The following is a 16,890-nucleotide window of genomic DNA, read 5'->3' as shown; positions in this document are numbered from 1 at the left end:
TTAATTAGTTAATTTATTTTTGAATTATCTAAGAGGCCCTTTGATTTAGGGCGGTAGCATCGCTATTTAGTTAACAGTTTTGCAAGAGTTAATATTCCAGCCTCTAATAGACTACCTTTACGATAGACAATCGACAACTGAACATGCTTTGGGCCATGGCTCACTGGCGTCATAACGAGTGACTTCTCATAGCGGCTTCCTGTCACCATATTCTTGCCAATAATAGTGTAGCCCAAACCCGCGGCAATACAACCTAAAACACCATCCGCACTGCTCATCACCATGAGCTCATCATGACCTCGCCCAGCCTTTTGTTGCCAAATAAGGGCGTGTTTTCTATAGCCACAGCCTTCATCTCTGACCAATAATACCGGATCATGTTCACTGTCTAGCGGCGTGACCATGATCAATTCTTCTTTCACTATAGGGATAACAACCAGTTTTTCATGTTTAGGTGCATTACCAATCGCGGCGCAGTCAACTTTATTGTTTAGTACCGAAAACACCAGTCTGTCGCTGGTATCGGTATAAATTTTGGTGCGAATTTGAGAATGATTAAGCTTGAGTTGTTTGAGGGCCAGAGGCATGTGAACCGCTGCGAATGTTTCTGGCATACCAACTCTTAACTCATAGCTTCCTTTATTGCGTAAGATGGCTGATGTGGCCTGATATTCTAACTGCAAAATTTGATCGGCATATTCGCAAAGCTGTTGTCCACTCGCTGTTAACTGTAACTTACGACCAATAATATTAAATAGTTTGGTATCCAGCTCTCTTTCGAGCTTTCTAATTCGGTTGGTGATATTAGATTGAACCGTATGCAGTTTATCCGCTGCGCCTTTAATACCTTCTTCATCGACTACCGCTTTGAAGGTTTTTAGTGTCAAAATTTCCATATAGTTCTCTTAATAAGAAGTATTTATTCTAAATAATTCAATTTTTAAGATTAGCAGGTTAACGTATTCTTTGTTAATTATTTATAATTCAAAGTGGTTAACATGCTAATGGCGTTAACAAAATTTCGAGTATATTTTGCCGGTATCAGTAGTTTAATTGTGACTGTTGGTGTGGCTAGATTCTCCTACAGCCTGTTATTACCGATAATGCAGGATGGTGCAGGTTTAACTGAACTCGGAGGCGGTTGGCTCGCTAGCACTAATTTTATGGGGTACATGAGTGGAGTATTGCTTGCTGCTAGCCTGCATAACATGAACTATAAATACAACTTGCACCGGCTGTATCTTATATTGAGTGTGCTCACTTCAGCAGCAATGGTAATGACCACGGATATGGTCACTTGGGCGGTATTACGATTTATTGCCGGAGTTTGCGCTTCTGGTGGCTTTATTATTGCCTCTGGTTTGATATTAAAATGGTTAGTTAAACATCATCACCGTGCTGAATTAGGGATTCACTTCTCAGGTGCTGGGCTAAGTATCATTATTACATCATTACTGGTTGAGTTCATGCTGACAATATCAGCCGAATGGCAGCAACAGTGGTTGGCATTAGCCGTTATGGCGGCAGTATTTGCCATCCCAGCATGGTTATGGATGCCACACCCTTTCATTGATGGTCAAGTAGGGGGTACGGCTAAAGATACTCCTCCAAGCAAGGTGTTTAAATCGCTGATGATGTTGGCTTATTTTTGTGCAGGTTATGGTTATGCTGTTAGCTCTACCTTTATTGTTGATATTGTCGAGAGGGTTGATGGCTTACAAGGGCAAGGGGGGGTGGCCTTTTTATTAGTTGGATTAGCAGCAACTCCAGCAGCACTTATTTGGGATCGAATTGCGCGAAGAACAGGCTATATCAAAGCGTTAATCATTGCGTATATTCTTCAGGCTATAGGGATTATTCTTCCAGCTATAAATGACAGCTTACATGTGGTGATCTTAAGTGCATTAATGTTCGGCGGGACTTTTATCGCATGCGTTAGCATGGTATTAACAATGGCGGGTAAGTTTTACCCTAGTAACCCGGCTAAGTTTATGGGGACTATGACCTTGGCTTATGGTGCGGCCCAAATTCTTGCGCCTGTATGTACCGGATATCTTACTGAAACTTTTGGCAGTTATGATATTGGGCTATATGTCTCTGCTGCGATAGTGATGATAGGCACGCTGTTCTTGTTTGGATTATTCAGGATTGAAATAAATGCTTCGGAAAAGAAAGACACCAATACACAAACTCGGTTTCTTATCGGTTAATTAGCCTATAGTCATCAATATTTTGGCGTAAACATGGACGTTAGGAAAAGACTGTTAACAATTTTTTCAGTGAGCTTTGCCTGTGTCGGCATTGATCAAGCGACTAAGTTGCTGGCATCAGAATACCTGACAAAAAATGCAATGGTCAGTTACCTTAATGACACCCTTAGAGTCGGTTTCGTTGAAAATATTGGCGCATTTCTTGGTTTGGGTAATAACATGTCGGAGCAAGCTAGGTTTTGGCTTTTTGTGGTATTGGTAGGGGCATTTTTATTAGGTTTATTGTGTTATTTGTTATCAAATAACAAGCTGAATCTACCATCTTTACTTGCACTATCACTTATTTTTTCAGGTGGTATTAGTAATTTCCATGACCGCGTGTTTAATCATGGTGCTGTGATTGATTTTCTCAATATTGGCGTTGGCAGTCTAAGAACGGGAGTTTTTAATGTCGCAGATATTGCCATTATGATAGGTGTATTTATGATTATTATTGTTCAAGGCAAAAAAGACAGCCCTGCGCTATTAACGCCTAACAAATGATCTTGCATAGCTAAGTATTGCGCTAGGCCTTGCCTGCATGTTACTTGGCTATTTTCAAGGACGCTTTGTAAGCGTTAATTAAAGACTATCAAGGTACTCAACCAAGCGGTTGAACTAAAAGACCCACTAATGAGTGTATAAGGCAATTGGATTGGTTAGTCTTAAGATTACACTTGCGCAGAGGCAGATGTCATTTAGCCAGCTAAATAGGCGTCATTTTATTAACTTCTTGGTTTTTAATGGTTTGGTTTTGTGGCATGTGACAAACAACATTACGGCCACTGTTTTTGGCTTTATACAAAGCAACATCGGCAAGTTTGATTAGGTCCTCTAATTCAGTCATTTGTTCATTGTAAACCGCGACACCAAAGCTGGCAGTTACTGATAGCGGGCCAGTGTCATGTGAAACTGTCATTTTTTGTATGTTTTTGCGAATGAGATCAGCGAGATTAATTGCATCTGATTGAGTGGTGTTAGGTAAGAAAATGATAAACTCTTCACCTCCCCAACGCGCTAAAATATCACTTTTTCTGATGTGTTGTTGCAATGTTTGAGCAATACTTTTAAGTACATCATCTCCAGCTGCATGACCATAATCATCATTTATTGTTTTAAACCAATCGATATCCAACAGGATTATTGAAAAGGCTTGTTGATCTCTTATACCTAAATTCCATAACGGGCTAACGGCTACAGTAAAAGCACGACGATTATATAATTCAGTTAAGTGATCTAATTGCGCGCTGACTTCAGCAGTAATACGAGCTTTATCTACCTTCTTTAAATTAAAGGCCAATGCTAAAGCTAAAATTGACATTTCAATTAACATACCTATTTCAATACTGTGAAATATCAGAGTGCTATAGGGAATAAAGCCCCAAGTAGTTGCTGCAGAGGTCGCCGCACCTCCAGCGCCGAGAAACACAGCAGGAATAAAAAACTTAACCGTATCGTGACCATTTTTTAAGACTAAAAACCCCAAAGATAAAAAAATAACCACTAATAGCGACGTCAGGGCGACACCTATATTAACGGCGAGTAATTGGTCTGCATTGAGAAATAGACTGGTGATTAACAGTATTAGGCCAGTATATACCCACTTTCTTATTTGATATATTTTAGGCGCAAACACTTTTAATTTAAGGAATTCAAAACAAAAGGCGATACTAAAAGCGATGTAACAATATAAAAACAATATCATTAACCATTGTTGTAACAATAAGCTATTGGGCCAAATAAATTTAAAGCCATGGCCGGTATAAGCAATATTTAAACAAAAAAATGACAATAAATACAAAGAGTAGAATACATAGCTGCTATCTTTTAAACTGATAAAAAGCGTAATGTTATAAACGAAAAGTATAAAAAATGCACCATATATAAAGCCATAAAAATAACTTGAGATAATTAGGTCATCTTGTATGACGTCGTGAGTTGTTAAGTACAATGGAATAAGCAGAGGGTCTTGTGATTCAAAGCGCATAAACACCTGAGTGGTGCCTGGCTTAAACGTATATTGCTGTGACAGCATACGGGTTTTATTTTCTCGTGCATTAAACGGTAGTGTGTCACCAATAAACGCTTTATCTTCAACCTTACCTTGACGCATAAAATAAAAATCAGCATGGTCTAGCCAAGCGGTATCGAGGTAAAGCACTTTTTTTATCTCTTTATCCGATGAATTATTGATTAACACAGATGCCCACAGCGCATCATGAATAAACCCAAAACTGGCTCTTTCATCGGCATTTAGCGTGAACTTACCTTGTTTATATTGTTTAAAAGCATTCTGGAACGACAAATCCGCACTACGGTCTTGTAGAATCGTTAAGTGTTTATTAATGAATAGTTCACTAGGAACATTCGTTAATTCAATAGGTTTGCTAATAGCACCAAGACTATACAAGCATAAAAACAACAGTAGAAAACGTATAGTAAATACTCGCAAAGGTAAGGTAATAATAGATTAGTCGCTCACATATCTTTTGTCTAACTAAAGGATGACAGCAGTTAATCATGTTATTGCTAAGAATATGACGTTGAATAGCATATTGAGTAATATTTCATCACTCAAGCATCTTTGCAAAAATGTGTGATGCTGATGTGTATAATGGCGTCGATATTTTTGTTATTACGCTTGCTTGGAGTAGTCGAAAAAGATATTCATTTATCCAAAATTCCAAAATCAGCAAGATTGCCATTTAAATGGTGCATGAAATAGGGATATAAAGATGCTTCATAAAATTGAGAAATGGATTGATCAAATCAATGTCGAATATAAACAACAACGAATTTGCTGTGCTAAATTTTTCAGTGAGTTTGAAGGTTTTTATCCTTTAGCGTTTCTTGAACAAGCTTATTTCGTTGTGGTAGACGAGATCCCAAAACCTGACTTCCCTGAGCTTCGCCAAATGGGATTCAGTAGCTTTATGGATATGCAAGCTGGTGGCATTACCTATAAGGATACCTATTACGTACTTCGCCATAATGTTTCGAGTTTGCGCTTACACTTTCATGAGTTAGTCCATGTGGCTCAATGGGCACATTTAGGCGCTCATGGTTTTATACTTCGTTACATGGATGAAATTCAAACCTTTGGCTATCACGAATCCCCTTTAGAGAAAATGGCTTACGCCTTAGATGCCAACTTCAGTGAAGGTGGGGCTAAAATTAATATACCCAGCTATGTTGTACGAAATATATAGTCATTTAATGTAAATTAGTAATAATGACATCGCAATCATATTAGACGTATTGCCTGTAGATTATTGATGTCATTACCAATGACATCAATCAAAATTGCTTGATAATTAAGCGCGCTTATACAATGGAACTGTAAAAAAAATGAATCAAACTCCAATAGATAATATTGCTGAATCAAATGAAATTGAAAGAATTAACCTATTACGCGCTAATTTAGATACATTGAGGCCTAAATCGTATAGCTGGCTTATCCAATGGGGAATTTTTGGTGCTACCATTGCCGCGATTGTCTATATTGCAGAATTTGATTTATTAGCAGAACAGAACTTTGTATGGTTCTTACTATTGCTTGTGACAGTTTGCTTTAATCGTTGCGAGGATTATTCAGCCCATAAGCGTATCGATCTCCTTATCAAACTGCTTGATAAAAGGGCATTTGATAAACAGTAATATTCTACGTACTTGATATGGCGAAGTGACGAGCTTATCGCTCGTCACACATTTCCAAGCAAACTTAACAGTTTTGAGATCCAGCAAGGTGAGGTTATCAACGATTGAAGGTTAAGCCTAATTGCCATAGTATGTTTTGCTTATGGCTAATTGAGCATAAAGCGCCAGCACTAAACTAAAAACTTAGTCATGGTGTGATATTTCGGTTTATTGTTGTGGCGGGATGAGCTTTAAAGGTGCATTTTGCCACAGTTTTGGGCAACTTTATTCACGACAGTGCTTATGCTATGTCGTTATTTCCCGTGACTAAGCAATAATGGTCTCGCTTCTTTTTATAGGATAACTTTGGTGTCAGCTAGTTACTTCAACTGGCTAGGTATCACATCTGATACCCCTGTTGAGAGTTCGCTTGAGCGGAATTTTACCTCGAAAGTTAGCCGCTACTAGTTAGTGCTAATAAGGTTAAGATAAACCATTACCAGTAAAGAGATTAGCTTGCCGATTCACTGGCTAGAATAGTTTGAATATCGTGCGGATGCACTTTAACGCAAATACCATTGGCTTTAAATGCGATGGTTGGATTTGCTAAGCGTTCGTTATCACCTTTAGGTGAACTTAGCTTTACCTTAATGTTATGCTCACTTTTACCGGTATGGGTACTTTTACCGGTATTGGCACTATCAGCGACAATAATCTCAGCTAATTGTGGGGCATGTTCCATGAGTTCTGCCACGAATGCTTCACTGGTTTTCGCTTGTGATGGAAACACTAATTCGATATGTTCCCAACCTTCAACGGGATAAACTTTGTCTGAAGGAAAGGGCAGTTCAACACACTGAATGTTCATTGCCCCCATAACTAATGGCTCAGCTAATTTAATAATTAAAATTGGCCGACCGTTAATCATGTTATTAGAGATAATGTCTCCATACTGACTAAATTCATCTGCTAGTAGCTGCGCCGTTTGGCTGTTATTCACTCGAAGAGCTGCGTGATCACAATGAAGGGATAAACCTTCTAAACCTAACTGATGTATGAATGCAATAATGCGTTGACTAAAATCTGGCCAAGTATGTTGTAAGTATTGGTAATTCATTTAATAACCCAAAAAACAAAGCAAAATGGTATGGTTGATAGCAGATCAACTTATGGCCATATCTCAATTGGCGTACCAGCATCAATCATTTGCCAAAGCTCATCCATTTCTTTGTTGGTGACAGCTATACAACCGTTGGTCCAGTTGTACTTTTGTGCTTCTTCTGGCGGTAACGATGAGCGAGGGTTTTCACCGTGGATCATGATCATACCACCGGCTCTTATGCCTAATGCGTCAGCACGCAATTTGTCTTCTTCATTAGGATATGAAATATGAATCGATTTATAAAATGCACTATCCGATTTTTTATAATCTAAGGTGTAACGACCTTGTGGAGTACGTTGATCACCTTCTTTAAGTTTATGACCACTGGGTACGTCACCCATAGCAATCAGATAACTTTTAATCACTTTTCCGTCACGCATAACAGACATGCGGGATTCAGATTTATTAACGACAACTAAATCGACTTTGGCCTTTAAAGATTGAGCTGATGATGCATTCGCCAACAAAGGGCAACAAAATATAACCATGAATAATATAGACAGCGTGCGCATGAAATCTCCGTAAACCAATGACCTTTTTATTTTTTATTGTAAAATGACCGATTGTGAATGTTAAATCTCGGCGGTCAATGTTAGATTTTAACGACATCAAGGGTTAATTGATATTAGTTGACCGAGTTATTTGCAAGTTTTTGCAAGTTTTTTGATAGATATAACCTAATACAGCGAAACCTAAAATGAATACCGAAGAAAAAGCCGACAGCCCACTAAAACAAACACTCAGAAGCGTGATATTTGGTACTGAAACGCCAGCAGGTAAACGCTTCGATATTGCACTGATGATTTGCATTGTACTGAGTGTGACACTGATTTTTATCGACACCATAGGAACTATTCATGCGCAATATGGTGATTATATTCGTATTGGAGAATGGACTTTTACGGTAATCTTTACCGTTGAGTACATATTAAGATTATATTGTTCATTGAATCGGTTACACTATGCCCGCAGTTTCTTCGGTGTAGTCGATTTAGTGTCTATTTTGCCCAGTTATTTAGGTTTGATATTCCCTGGTGCAAATTTAGCGTTAGCAATAAGAGTGTTAAGGCTATTCCGTGTATTCAGAGTGTTAAAGCTACTGCGCTATTTAAGTGACGGTAATATATTGCTCAAAGCCATGATACTGTCGAGCCGTAAAGTATTTCTGTTTTTCTTTTCGGTCAGCCTGATCATTATGGTACTGAGTGTGATTATGTATGTTGTTGAAGGCCCAGTGAATGGCTTTACTTCCATACCTAAATCAATGTATTGGACAATCGTAACGATTACCACTGTGGGTTATGGTGATATTACGCCGCAAACTACGTTAGGTCAGGGGATTGCTGCGCTAACCATGCTTATTGGTTATTCGATTATTGCCATTCCAACCGGCATTTTAACCGCTGAGATCTCAAATGAAATGGTCAGAACCCGTGATTTACGTAAATGTAATAATTGCGGTAAAAAAGGCCATGATAATGATGCCGAGTACTGTAATCATTGTGGCAGCGAGTTAGAAAAGCTGTAGTTTTACCTTTATTCATCGTCCAGTGACAATCTTGCGCAGGGTGATTTCATCTCAAGGATACCAATGACCACAGCTAAATTTGTCGAAGGCCCCATTTTACGCCACATCTTAGTGATGAGCTCGACCGCTGCGGTCGGTATTTCGGCGTTATTTGTTGTCGATTTACTCGACATTTTCTTCTTAAGCTTGCTCGGCGAAGTTGAGCTTGCCGCTGCGGCAGGTTATGCCAGCACCATTTCATTTTTTACCACTTCTATTGGTATCGGCTTATCCATTGCCCTTGGTGCCTTAGTGTCAAAAGCTGTGGGTGCTAAGAATATTAAGTTAGCGAAAAGATTATTCTTAAACAGTGCCATAGTCACATTAGTGACCAGTGTGTTGGTGGCTGCAGTGGTGATTACGTTTGTTCCAGAGCTGCTCGCATTAATCGGTGCAACAGGGCGTACTGCAGAGCTAGCCCAAAGCTATTTGTATATTCTACTGCCATCGTTACCGTTTATTTGTTTAGCCATGGCATTGGGGGGCGCTTTACGTGCCGTGGGTGATGCAAAATTGTCGATGATGTCAACACTCGCTGGTGGCGGTGTTAATGCGGTGTTGGATCCTATCTTTATTTTTTCTCTATCAATGGGCATCGAAGGTGCAGCGGCGGCGTCAGTTCTTGCTCGTATCGCAGTATTCATTATCTCCGCGCGCGGTGTGGTGATAAAACATAAGTTGTTAGGTCGATTCTCATTTGACGAGTTTAAACAAGATCTCAGGGTAATATTTGCCATTGCCGCCCCAGCAATGCTCACCAATGTGGCCACCCCAATTGGTAATGCCGTGGTTACGCGTGCCATAGCCGATTTTGGTGACAGTTATGTGGCCGGTTGGGCGGTATTAGGCCGCTTGATCCCTGTAACGTTTGGGATGATTTTTGCTCTGTCTGGCGCCGTTGGGCCGATTGTGGGACAAAACTTTGGCGCCAATGAAATAGAGCGTGTGAGATTAAGTTTGACCAACGCTATTCAGTTTTGTGTGGCTTACGTATTAGTGATGTCGCTAGGGCTGTATTTATTGCGTAATGTGATTGTCAGTAGTTTTGATATGGAAGGTGATGCTGCCGAGTTGATTTTGTTTTTCTGCCAATATATCGCGGTGTTCTTTATCTTTTCGGGTATCTTATTTATTGCCAATGCGTCATTTAATAATTTAGGTAAAGCCAAATATTCAACCTTTTTTAACGTCGGTAAAGCCACCATTGGCACTATCCCCTTTGTGTATTTTGGTGCGCAGTGGGGCGGGGTATTTGGGGTGCTCATTGGCCAGGTGATTGGATCAATTATCTTTGGTGTGATTGGTATTTTTTGCGCATATCGATTAGTGGATAAAATTAGTCGTCAAGGCTTAGTGTCCGCAGCAGCCAATCAACAAGTGTTAGAAAACGATGTGATTAACATTGATATGGTCGCGGCACCGTCACCTATGTCTGGGCGTACTCAGATGGCGCAATTGGATGAAGAGCCCTTGTGTAAACAGTTCGCCGAGCAGGCTCCTGTCGATAAAGAGAATACCGATAAGGACGACATTAACACCAGCTATGCAGAGCAATCTATTCCAGCATCATCGATTAAAGATCAAACCATTGACGATAAAACTCGTGCAAATAACGTTAATACTGACAATAGGCCTACAGACACAAGCAAATAATGGCATCAGGTTATTCCAATAACGGTTTAATCCCTATTGAGTCTATATTGAACAGCTAATAAAAAGCCCCTATTTTGGTTTGACCAAGATAGGGGCTTTTTGTTACTAACAGCTTAATAGGTGTTAGTCTTTGTCAGTTTCCGGGTTACTTGTCTCTGTGGCAGCAATTTGTTCTGCCGCTTCAGCTAACGCAATTTTTTCGCGTTCAGCTTTAGAAATATAACGCTCAACTGGCTTATTACTTGGATTCGCTGGCACGACTTTGTTCTGACGAGCCTTAGCTCGTTTTGCCAACTTTTTGATCATCTCTTGCTTTCTGTTCATCTGATTTCTTACTTTATAAACGATAAACTATTTATATCTTTGTAGACAATAAATAGCATATCAAAGCGTGATGACACTGGTCTTGGAGCCAACGGCACCATCACGAGAAAATTTGGAGGCTAATTTTAACTTAATTGCTTAGCTGGATATAGTGTTTTATCTAACTGTCGCATTATTAGTACTTTCAGTAGACTAAAAACATCACCGGATTAACGACTAATTAGCGAATTTTTTGATATCTTCAGCAGTAGCGCCATCGTTACATTCGCCACGAATTTCACCGCGTTCGGCTTCAACATAACGACTTAATTCAATAAAGCCAGCCTGACAATAACCGTTCATTTCGATGGTTTTTCTGACACCAATATCGATTTGTTGGTTCCATAGTTCGAGACGGTTTTCAGCATTACGTTGCTCAATGAGATAGCTTTGTGCATCTTGTGTACTGCGACGTATTATTCTGTCTTGCGGCGGATCACTGGGTATACTGCGATCAAGTGCGGTAGCCAACTTTGCCTTATAGACAAATAACTTAATCCCGTTGCCTTTAATTTCCGTGCTAAATGCATCGCGAAATTGGCCAACAAAATCCATTGGATCTGGTTCGCTCGCGCTACACGCGCTTAGCAGTATGATACTGCAGACGATTAAGCCGAATTTTGACACACATAACCTCATTAATTCTTGGTTAAAAAATTTTGGCATAAACGCTGCCAATCTCATATTCACCATTGATTAATAGCCCAATAACATGAGTAGCAAAGAGATCCGCAGACGTTTATTCGCCACAGTGTTGTGATGCACTGTGGCTACATATTCGCTAGGTTGTCGCTAATTTAAGCGGATAACGCTTTAAGCGAAACGTTCGTTAAGGTAACTCGTAATGGCTTTAGACTCATATAACCATTGGGTTTTACCGTCTTGCTCAATACGTAAACAAGGCACTTGTAGTTTGCCGCCTTGGCTAGTTAACACGCTTTTGTGTTGCTCTTGTTTAGCATCAACTAAATTAATGCTTAGGTTTTGACGACGCATTTCACGACGCACTTTGACGCAAAAAGGGCAGGCTGCGTATTGATACAAAGCCAGTGATTGAGTCTGTTGATCGACAGTCGCTTGTTGCTCTTGCGGACGTTGGCGCTTTTTAGGGGCAAACACAAAATTTAACAACAAAATAATTCGACCTAAAATCCAGCGAACGATAAACATAGATAACCTCAATCTTAGCTATTAATAATATGACATGATTGCAAACGCTTGTTATGACTCGTTTGCAATGTATGCGCAGTCTACCCGATGTCGATAGCGGTTAACAGCTAACAACAGGTTATTTTACTTGTAGTTCAAGCGATGCTTCAGCGGCATCTTCAGCTGTGTTGATACGGCTCTCAAGTACAAATACTTTACCCGCATCAATACCGGCTTGATCGATTAAATAGGCTTTTACGGCCTTCGCACGCTGTTGTGCTAATTCGCCTAAGTCATCACGAGTAGATTGCTGTTGGTTTTTAAGCATATTGTACAAGCCTATATGCCAGCGAGTGATCAATTCGGCTTCTGTGATTTCTGGTGTTTGCTGTTTGAGCGTTTGCTTGATGTCCTGTGGTGGTTGTGACAATTCTTGCTCCGCCAGTTGGTAGAGTGCATCAGCTATCGGCCCTGTTGCAGGAAACTGGCTAGCAGATAAACTTTTTGGGAAATCTTTGAATTTAATGCCCGCCGTTTTAGCCAGCTTTTTATGCAGTTGAGATTCAGCTAACGCTTGTTGGTCGTTAATTAAGTCGACACTGCCTTTGATATTAAGATTAAGTAGCGGTCGGTCAATTAACGCTTTAGCCAGCTTGTCTAATGTGGTTTTTTGTTTAAGCGTAATCGTGCTTAGTCCATAATCGAAACTGATTTTATCCATTTCTTCATCATCACCCACAAGACCTGCTAAAAACGAAAAAGGTGAGGTGACAACCTTGGTAATAACATTGCCTAACGCATTAATTATTATGCTACCAAAGCTAAAGCTTGGAGAATCAATGTCTCCAGAAACATCAACGCCCAAATCAATCACGCCGTTGCGATCTTGCAACAACGCAACGGCTAGCGTAACCGGTAGGCTGGTGGCTAGGCTGCTATTACTGGGTTTACCTAGCTTGAGTTGATCAATCACAACGTGATTACTACCGACCAAGGCATTATTTTTAAGTTGGTAGTTGAGGTCTAATGACAACAGGCCTTTATCAATATAATAGCCTGCATAAGTACCTGAATAAGGGTTAACCGAGGTCAGTTCAACTTTGTCAAAGTTTAAGTTAAGGTCGAGGTAAGGCTGCGCGAGTAACGGATTAACATCGCCTTTAAGGGTTACGGGTGCATATTTGTCTATTTTACCCGTTAAATCAACGGATGCTGTAGTTTCAGGATTCGATGATAAGTTGGTAATTTGGCCGTTAAGCATTTCAATGCCGGAAGCAAAATTAGGTGTTAAGGAGTTATCTGCAAAGAAGGCTGAGCTGTCCTTAAAACCAATTTTATTAATATTAAGCTGCATTTGTGCGGGCTTGGCTGTGGCGGGTGACTCATTGCCAGCCGATAATACAGCAGCTTCATCGGCGGGTGTCGCTCTGGCATTACTGGGTTCAACGCCAACTTGCTTAGGGGGGGGGGCAGAGTCAGTTGTGTTGATTAATGCACTGATATTGGTAGTGCGGTCAGCGGAAATAATCAGGCGACTAAATAGGGTATCGAAGTTTATTTCATCGATATCAATTTTAGCTTGTTGACGATCAAACGCTAATTGGTTGATGTCCATGGTTTCCCATGTCAGCAAAGGCTGTTTTAAGACATTATCGTTAATGTGTAATTGGCTGATGTTTGCGCTACCTGAGTAGGTCAGCATGTCCTTGGCATCGGCATGCAAACGGCCCTTAGTTGAAAACATCCCGTCTTCTATGGTCATATTTATGTACGGGGCGATATAGGGTTGTAAGCGTGATAACAACATGTTGCTAAAATCGATGTCCGCATCGACAGTTTGCGCGACGGCATCAATTTGCCCAACAGAGGTTAATAAGCTCTGAGCATTGATGCCTGCTGAAAGTTGATAATCAATTGGAGTTGATAGATCAGATTTCACTATACCGGTACTGATATCTATTGGGCCAATTTGCCATAGGATAATGTTATCACTGGCAATACCTTCACCCAGATCGACTAAATATTCTGCAATAGCGATTTTGTTGAGCGTCACGAGCCAAGGTGCGTCAGCGTCAACTGCTTTAGATACCGTTTGCGATTGAGGGGTTACTGAGGTCGTTTCTGCTGTAGACGCAGATAACGCTGTTGTTTCAGAGCCAAGAGAGGCTTGCGTGTGTTGGCTAGTGCTATTGACCATAATATCGTCAGCATCTGTAGTCTGTTCAGTGGCAACCTCTGTAGTGAGCTTGTTGACTACCGCAACCGCCTTGTCTGTCACAGGATCAGCTGGCTCTGAAGTGCTCGCTTTTGTGGTATCGCTATTTAATGCTTCTGATGGTGCGTCATCTGTGCGAGTGTTATTTACGGTATCAACCTCAGTCGTCAGCTCAGTATTTTTAGGTAACAACAACGCAACGAGATCAGCGCCTGTCGGGGTGATCTTGAGTTTGATTTTACCATTTTCAGTGTGGAACTCATCAATATTCACGCGTTTTTTAAGGCTATCAAGATTGATGTTTTTTAACGCTAACACATCAATCGCAATTTTCTCATCTTGTTGATACAAGGCTTTAAAACGATCAATTGTTATCTGCCCCTTGGTGACTTTTATATCAGTGATTGGGGCTAAGTTTTTATCTTGTAATATCACCTTGTATTGGCCGTTTAGGCTCAACATACCTTCCGCTAAATTCATGGCAAACAGTTGATCGACAACCGACCAATAGCGCGATAAATCAATGCCTGTAACATTAAGATCGCCTTCAATGGCCAATGGCGCTAATTGGAATTGTCCTTGAAGTGTCACTGAAGCTTTAAATTGATCTTCTATGCTTAAATTATAACGATTTACTTGCTCTTGCTTGTCGTTTAACGCGCTACTTAGGCTATTGAATTGGGCTAATGACACATTGATATTTGGATAATTAATGTGGGTATCTGTGACGTTGTCGTCTAGGGTAAATTCGCCTTGTTGGATCTGAATATTAGCAATGCTTATCGCGGGGATAACACTTGGTTCAGTACTGGTTGGCGTTGGCTGAGTATTTTGGCTCAGGCGGGTCATAATATCGCTAAAGTTAAACACCACTTGCTGATCAGCTGCTTGCGAACGCGCCACCTTAATGGTGGGTTTCATTAAGCGGATATCTTCAATCACCAATGACCAAGACGTAATGGATTCCCATAACTGGATATTGGCATACACATTAGCTAATGACGCAAATGTTTGTTGGCTATTAAATTCATTAATCACCAAGCCAGAGATGTTGAGTTCTAAGGTAAATGGATTGATTCGAACGTCTTGCAAGGTCACGCTTCTGCCTAACTGCTCGGCTAATATTGCGGGTGCTTGTTGTTTGGCTATGTACGGAATGACGCCACCAAGAACAGCACAGCCTAATAGATAAAGAGTTAATCCATAAAGAGCTAATTTTTGTATACGAAAGCGAGAATTAATCGCTGAGCGCATCTGAGAGAAATACGAGGTCATATGAGATAATCTTGATGTGAAACAGTGTCGACAGTGGTTTATTTTAGCAAAAAAACGATCTTAACGAATGATTATTTTGTGAGTAAAACGGATTAATTTACATTTGTGGACATAGATGTTAGATTTATATTTAAGTTAATGTAATTGATAGGTTTTATGCTTTTCTCATTTAAGAATGTTAAGCGCAAATGCCCTGTTAATGACTTGTGTCGATATAATGTTGTTAACCTTGATGTTGTGATTTCATCATTTAACTCACATTATAATGGCGATATCTAAGGTGATATTGAACCCTACTTTCAAGGATGATAAATGCAAATCCGTCTTGCCTCGAGCATTGATTTAGAACCGCTTAGCCTGTTATTTGATCAATATCGGCAGCAATTACAACAATCCGCTGACTATCCCGCGTGTCATTCATTTTTGAAAAACCGCTTGGCCGAAAACGATTCGATGATTTTTGTTGCCCTCATAGATGACAATATTGTGGGCTTTATTCAATTATATCCATCATTCTCCTCAGTGCGCCTGGCACCCGTATGGCATTTAGAAGATGTATTTGTCCTGCCAGACTATCAGCAACATAATGTGGTGAGTCAAATGCATACAAAGGCCCAATTACTGGCACACAGCATGGGAGTATTATTGATTAACCGTCACGATGACGAAGCCTTCGGCGAGTCTGAATCGGATAGTTGCTTGGTGTAAAGCTGATCAGTTAAACAGTGGGGTATTCAAGTCTTTGACGACATGAACGATGAATTATGTAGACCTCAGTTATTTTCTGGTAAAATAGCGCAGGTTTTTTATTTATTAATCATCATCTACGTTAAGGAAAAGAGATTGAATAAGAGCGTATTAACCAACCTTATTGCCGCCATTCTTATGGTGGTCGGGTATGTGTTACAGCAACACATTGTGATGACAATAGGTTTATTTGCATTGTCGGGCGCGTTAACAAACTGGTTAGCTATCCACATGTTGTTTGAAAAAGTCCCTGGATTGTATGGCTCTGGCGTGGTTCCGTCACGATTTGAAGAGTTTAAAGCGGGCATTAAACATCTCATGATGAAGCAATTTTTTACTCAAGAGAATATTGATCGCTTTTTGACAACCAGCAGTGCTAGCAGTATTGATTTAACACCTGTGATTGAAAAAATTGATTTAGCGCCATCATTTGATGCATTGGTGTCGACCATTGAAAAGTCATCGTTTGGTGGTATGTTAGCCATGTTTGGTGGCACCGAGGCGTTAATTCCGTTAAAAGAACCATTCATTGAAAAAATGAAGCTGTCTTTAGTGGAACTGGCCCAAAGTGAAGAGTTCAATGCAATTTTAGTTAATGAGCTTGAAAAACCGGATGTTATCGCCGATATGCAGGCGAAAGTGGCCAATATCGTTGACCAGCGTTTAAATGAGCTTACGCCAGAATTAGTCAAACAAATCATTCAAGACATGATTAAAACCCATTTAGGTTGGTTAGTGGTATGGGGCGGTGTATTTGGTGGCATTATTGGTGCCGTAGCGGCATTGCTACAACAATAGTATCAAACCACGCATTGTTTCATTAGCAGAGTGACCAGTCCGATTAAGCCATCCTTCTATATGGACGCTACAGGTT

The 16,890-nt window shown here is 40.2% G+C and carries 16 protein-coding genes; 8 read left to right on the top strand and 8 right to left on the bottom strand.

Features of this window, described 5'->3' with window-relative positions:
- Nucleotides 1–62: 62 nt before the first annotated feature.
- Complete coding sequence (locus H5164_RS18555; protein WP_124016035.1) at nt 63–896, bottom strand: LysR family transcriptional regulator; 834 nt, start codon at nt 894–896, stop codon at nt 63–65.
- Between the two features lie 108 nt (nt 897–1,004).
- Between H5164_RS18555 and H5164_RS18550 the strand changes: the two genes are divergently transcribed.
- Entirely contained in the window at nt 1,005–2,210 is a 1,206-nt protein-coding gene (locus H5164_RS18550) for a YbfB/YjiJ family MFS transporter (RefSeq protein ID WP_259396871.1), read from the top strand.
- A 33-nt stretch (nt 2,211–2,243) separates the two neighbouring features.
- The gene (gene lspA, locus H5164_RS18545; RefSeq protein WP_182757293.1) at nt 2,244–2,753 is read left to right on the top strand and encodes a signal peptidase II; all 510 of its coding nucleotides are present in this window, start codon (nt 2,244–2,246) and stop codon (nt 2,751–2,753) included.
- Nucleotides 2,754–2,955: 202 nt separating this feature from the next.
- On the opposite strand, the gene H5164_RS18540 is transcribed toward lspA, so the two are convergent.
- Nucleotides 2,956–4,659: a diguanylate cyclase gene (locus tag H5164_RS18540; RefSeq protein WP_182757292.1), complete on the bottom strand. Its 1,704-nt coding sequence runs from the start codon at nt 4,657–4,659 to the stop codon at nt 2,956–2,958.
- Nucleotides 4,660–4,984: 325 nt separating this feature from the next.
- Here H5164_RS18540 and H5164_RS18535 point away from each other — a divergent pair, with 325 nt between their 5' ends.
- Together H5164_RS18535 and H5164_RS18530 are read left to right on the top strand one after the other, a co-directional pair.
- Nucleotides 4,985–5,458 carry a hypothetical protein gene (locus tag H5164_RS18535; protein WP_182757291.1) on the top strand — a complete coding sequence of 158 codons (474 nt, stop codon included), beginning with the start codon at nt 4,985–4,987 and terminating at the stop codon, nt 5,456–5,458.
- 139 nt (nt 5,459–5,597) lie between these two features.
- A complete protein-coding gene (locus tag H5164_RS18530) occupies nt 5,598–5,906 on the top strand; it encodes a hypothetical protein (RefSeq protein ID WP_182757290.1) in 309 nt (102 codons plus the stop codon).
- Nucleotides 5,907–6,396: 490 nt separating this feature from the next.
- On the opposite strand, the gene H5164_RS18525 is transcribed toward H5164_RS18530, so the two are convergent.
- Entirely contained in the window at nt 6,397–7,002 is a 606-nt protein-coding gene (locus H5164_RS18525) for a VOC family protein (protein WP_182757289.1), read from the bottom strand.
- 50 nt (nt 7,003–7,052) lie between these two features.
- Nucleotides 7,053–7,535 (bottom strand): murein L,D-transpeptidase family protein, encoded by a 483-nt coding sequence (locus H5164_RS18520; protein WP_259395350.1) that lies wholly within the window; start codon nt 7,533–7,535, stop codon nt 7,053–7,055.
- A 209-nt stretch (nt 7,536–7,744) separates the two neighbouring features.
- Here H5164_RS18520 and H5164_RS18515 point away from each other — a divergent pair, with 209 nt between their 5' ends.
- Nucleotides 7,745–8,575 (top strand): ion transporter, encoded by an 831-nt coding sequence (locus tag H5164_RS18515; protein WP_124016027.1) that lies wholly within the window; start codon nt 7,745–7,747, stop codon nt 8,573–8,575.
- Between the two features lie 63 nt (nt 8,576–8,638).
- Nucleotides 8,639–10,267: an MATE family efflux transporter gene (locus H5164_RS18510; protein WP_259396870.1), complete on the top strand. Its 1,629-nt coding sequence runs from the start codon at nt 8,639–8,641 to the stop codon at nt 10,265–10,267.
- Nucleotides 10,268–10,390: 123 nt separating this feature from the next.
- On the opposite strand, the gene H5164_RS18505 is transcribed toward H5164_RS18510, so the two are convergent.
- The 4 genes from H5164_RS18505 to H5164_RS18490 all read right to left on the bottom strand — a co-directional run bounded on the left by H5164_RS18505 (nt 10,391) and on the right by H5164_RS18490 (nt 15,269).
- Nucleotides 10,391–10,591, bottom strand: a complete 201-nt coding sequence (locus H5164_RS18505; protein WP_124016026.1) for a DUF2986 domain-containing protein — start codon at nt 10,589–10,591, stop codon at nt 10,391–10,393.
- Nucleotides 10,592–10,807: 216 nt separating this feature from the next.
- Complete coding sequence (locus H5164_RS18500; RefSeq protein ID WP_182742784.1) at nt 10,808–11,257, bottom strand: hypothetical protein; 450 nt, start codon at nt 11,255–11,257, stop codon at nt 10,808–10,810.
- A 186-nt stretch (nt 11,258–11,443) separates the two neighbouring features.
- Nucleotides 11,444–11,800, bottom strand: a complete 357-nt coding sequence (locus H5164_RS18495) for a glutathione S-transferase N-terminal domain-containing protein (RefSeq protein WP_124016024.1) — start codon at nt 11,798–11,800, stop codon at nt 11,444–11,446.
- Between the two features lie 118 nt (nt 11,801–11,918).
- Complete coding sequence (locus tag H5164_RS18490; protein ID WP_182757288.1) at nt 11,919–15,269, bottom strand: DUF748 domain-containing protein; 3,351 nt, start codon at nt 15,267–15,269, stop codon at nt 11,919–11,921.
- Nucleotides 15,270–15,581: 312 nt separating this feature from the next.
- Here H5164_RS18490 and H5164_RS18485 point away from each other — a divergent pair, with 312 nt between their 5' ends.
- Nucleotides 15,582–15,977 (top strand): GNAT family N-acetyltransferase, encoded by a 396-nt coding sequence (locus tag H5164_RS18485; RefSeq protein ID WP_182723848.1) that lies wholly within the window; start codon nt 15,582–15,584, stop codon nt 15,975–15,977.
- Between the two features lie 135 nt (nt 15,978–16,112).
- Nucleotides 16,113–16,814, top strand: coding sequence for a DUF445 domain-containing protein (locus tag H5164_RS18480; RefSeq protein ID WP_182723849.1), 702 nt, complete (start codon nt 16,113–16,115; stop codon nt 16,812–16,814).
- The last annotated feature ends 76 nt before the right edge of the window (nt 16,815–16,890 follow it).

Origin of the sequence: Shewanella sp. SG41-3, from assembly GCF_014164545.1 — a bacterium.
In the GTDB taxonomy this organism is placed as follows: domain Bacteria; phylum Pseudomonadota; class Gammaproteobacteria; order Enterobacterales; family Shewanellaceae; genus Shewanella; species Shewanella vesiculosa.
Note: the sequence above shows the minus strand (reverse complement) of the source record. Positions and strands in the feature narration are given on the sequence as shown.

Excerpts from the sequence above, each read along its gene's own strand:
- lspA (WP_182757293.1), top strand. The coding sequence starts at position 2,244 with ATGGACGTTAGGAAAAGACTGTTAACAATTTTTTCAGTGAGCTTTGCC.
- H5164_RS18490 (WP_182757288.1), bottom strand. The coding sequence starts at position 15,269 with ATGACCTCGTATTTCTCTCAGATGCGCTCAGCGATTAATTCTCGCTTT.
- H5164_RS18510 (WP_259396870.1), top strand. The coding sequence starts at position 8,639 with ATGACCACAGCTAAATTTGTCGAAGGCCCCATTTTACGCCACATCTTA.
- H5164_RS18515 (WP_124016027.1), top strand. The coding sequence starts at position 7,745 with ATGAATACCGAAGAAAAAGCCGACAGCCCACTAAAACAAACACTCAGA.
- H5164_RS18505 (WP_124016026.1), bottom strand. The coding sequence starts at position 10,591 with ATGAACAGAAAGCAAGAGATGATCAAAAAGTTGGCAAAACGAGCTAAG.
- H5164_RS18485 (WP_182723848.1), top strand. The coding sequence starts at position 15,582 with ATGCAAATCCGTCTTGCCTCGAGCATTGATTTAGAACCGCTTAGCCTG.
- H5164_RS18520 (WP_259395350.1), bottom strand. The coding sequence starts at position 7,535 with ATGGTTATATTTTGTTGCCCTTTGTTGGCGAATGCATCATCAGCTCAA.
- H5164_RS18495 (WP_124016024.1), bottom strand. The coding sequence starts at position 11,800 with ATGTTTATCGTTCGCTGGATTTTAGGTCGAATTATTTTGTTGTTAAAT.
- H5164_RS18535 (WP_182757291.1), top strand. The coding sequence starts at position 4,985 with ATGCTTCATAAAATTGAGAAATGGATTGATCAAATCAATGTCGAATAT.
- H5164_RS18530 (WP_182757290.1), top strand. The coding sequence starts at position 5,598 with ATGAATCAAACTCCAATAGATAATATTGCTGAATCAAATGAAATTGAA.
- H5164_RS18555 (WP_124016035.1), bottom strand. The coding sequence starts at position 896 with ATGGAAATTTTGACACTAAAAACCTTCAAAGCGGTAGTCGATGAAGAA.
- H5164_RS18525 (WP_182757289.1), bottom strand. The coding sequence starts at position 7,002 with ATGAATTACCAATACTTACAACATACTTGGCCAGATTTTAGTCAACGC.
- H5164_RS18550 (WP_259396871.1), top strand. The coding sequence starts at position 1,005 with ATGGCGTTAACAAAATTTCGAGTATATTTTGCCGGTATCAGTAGTTTA.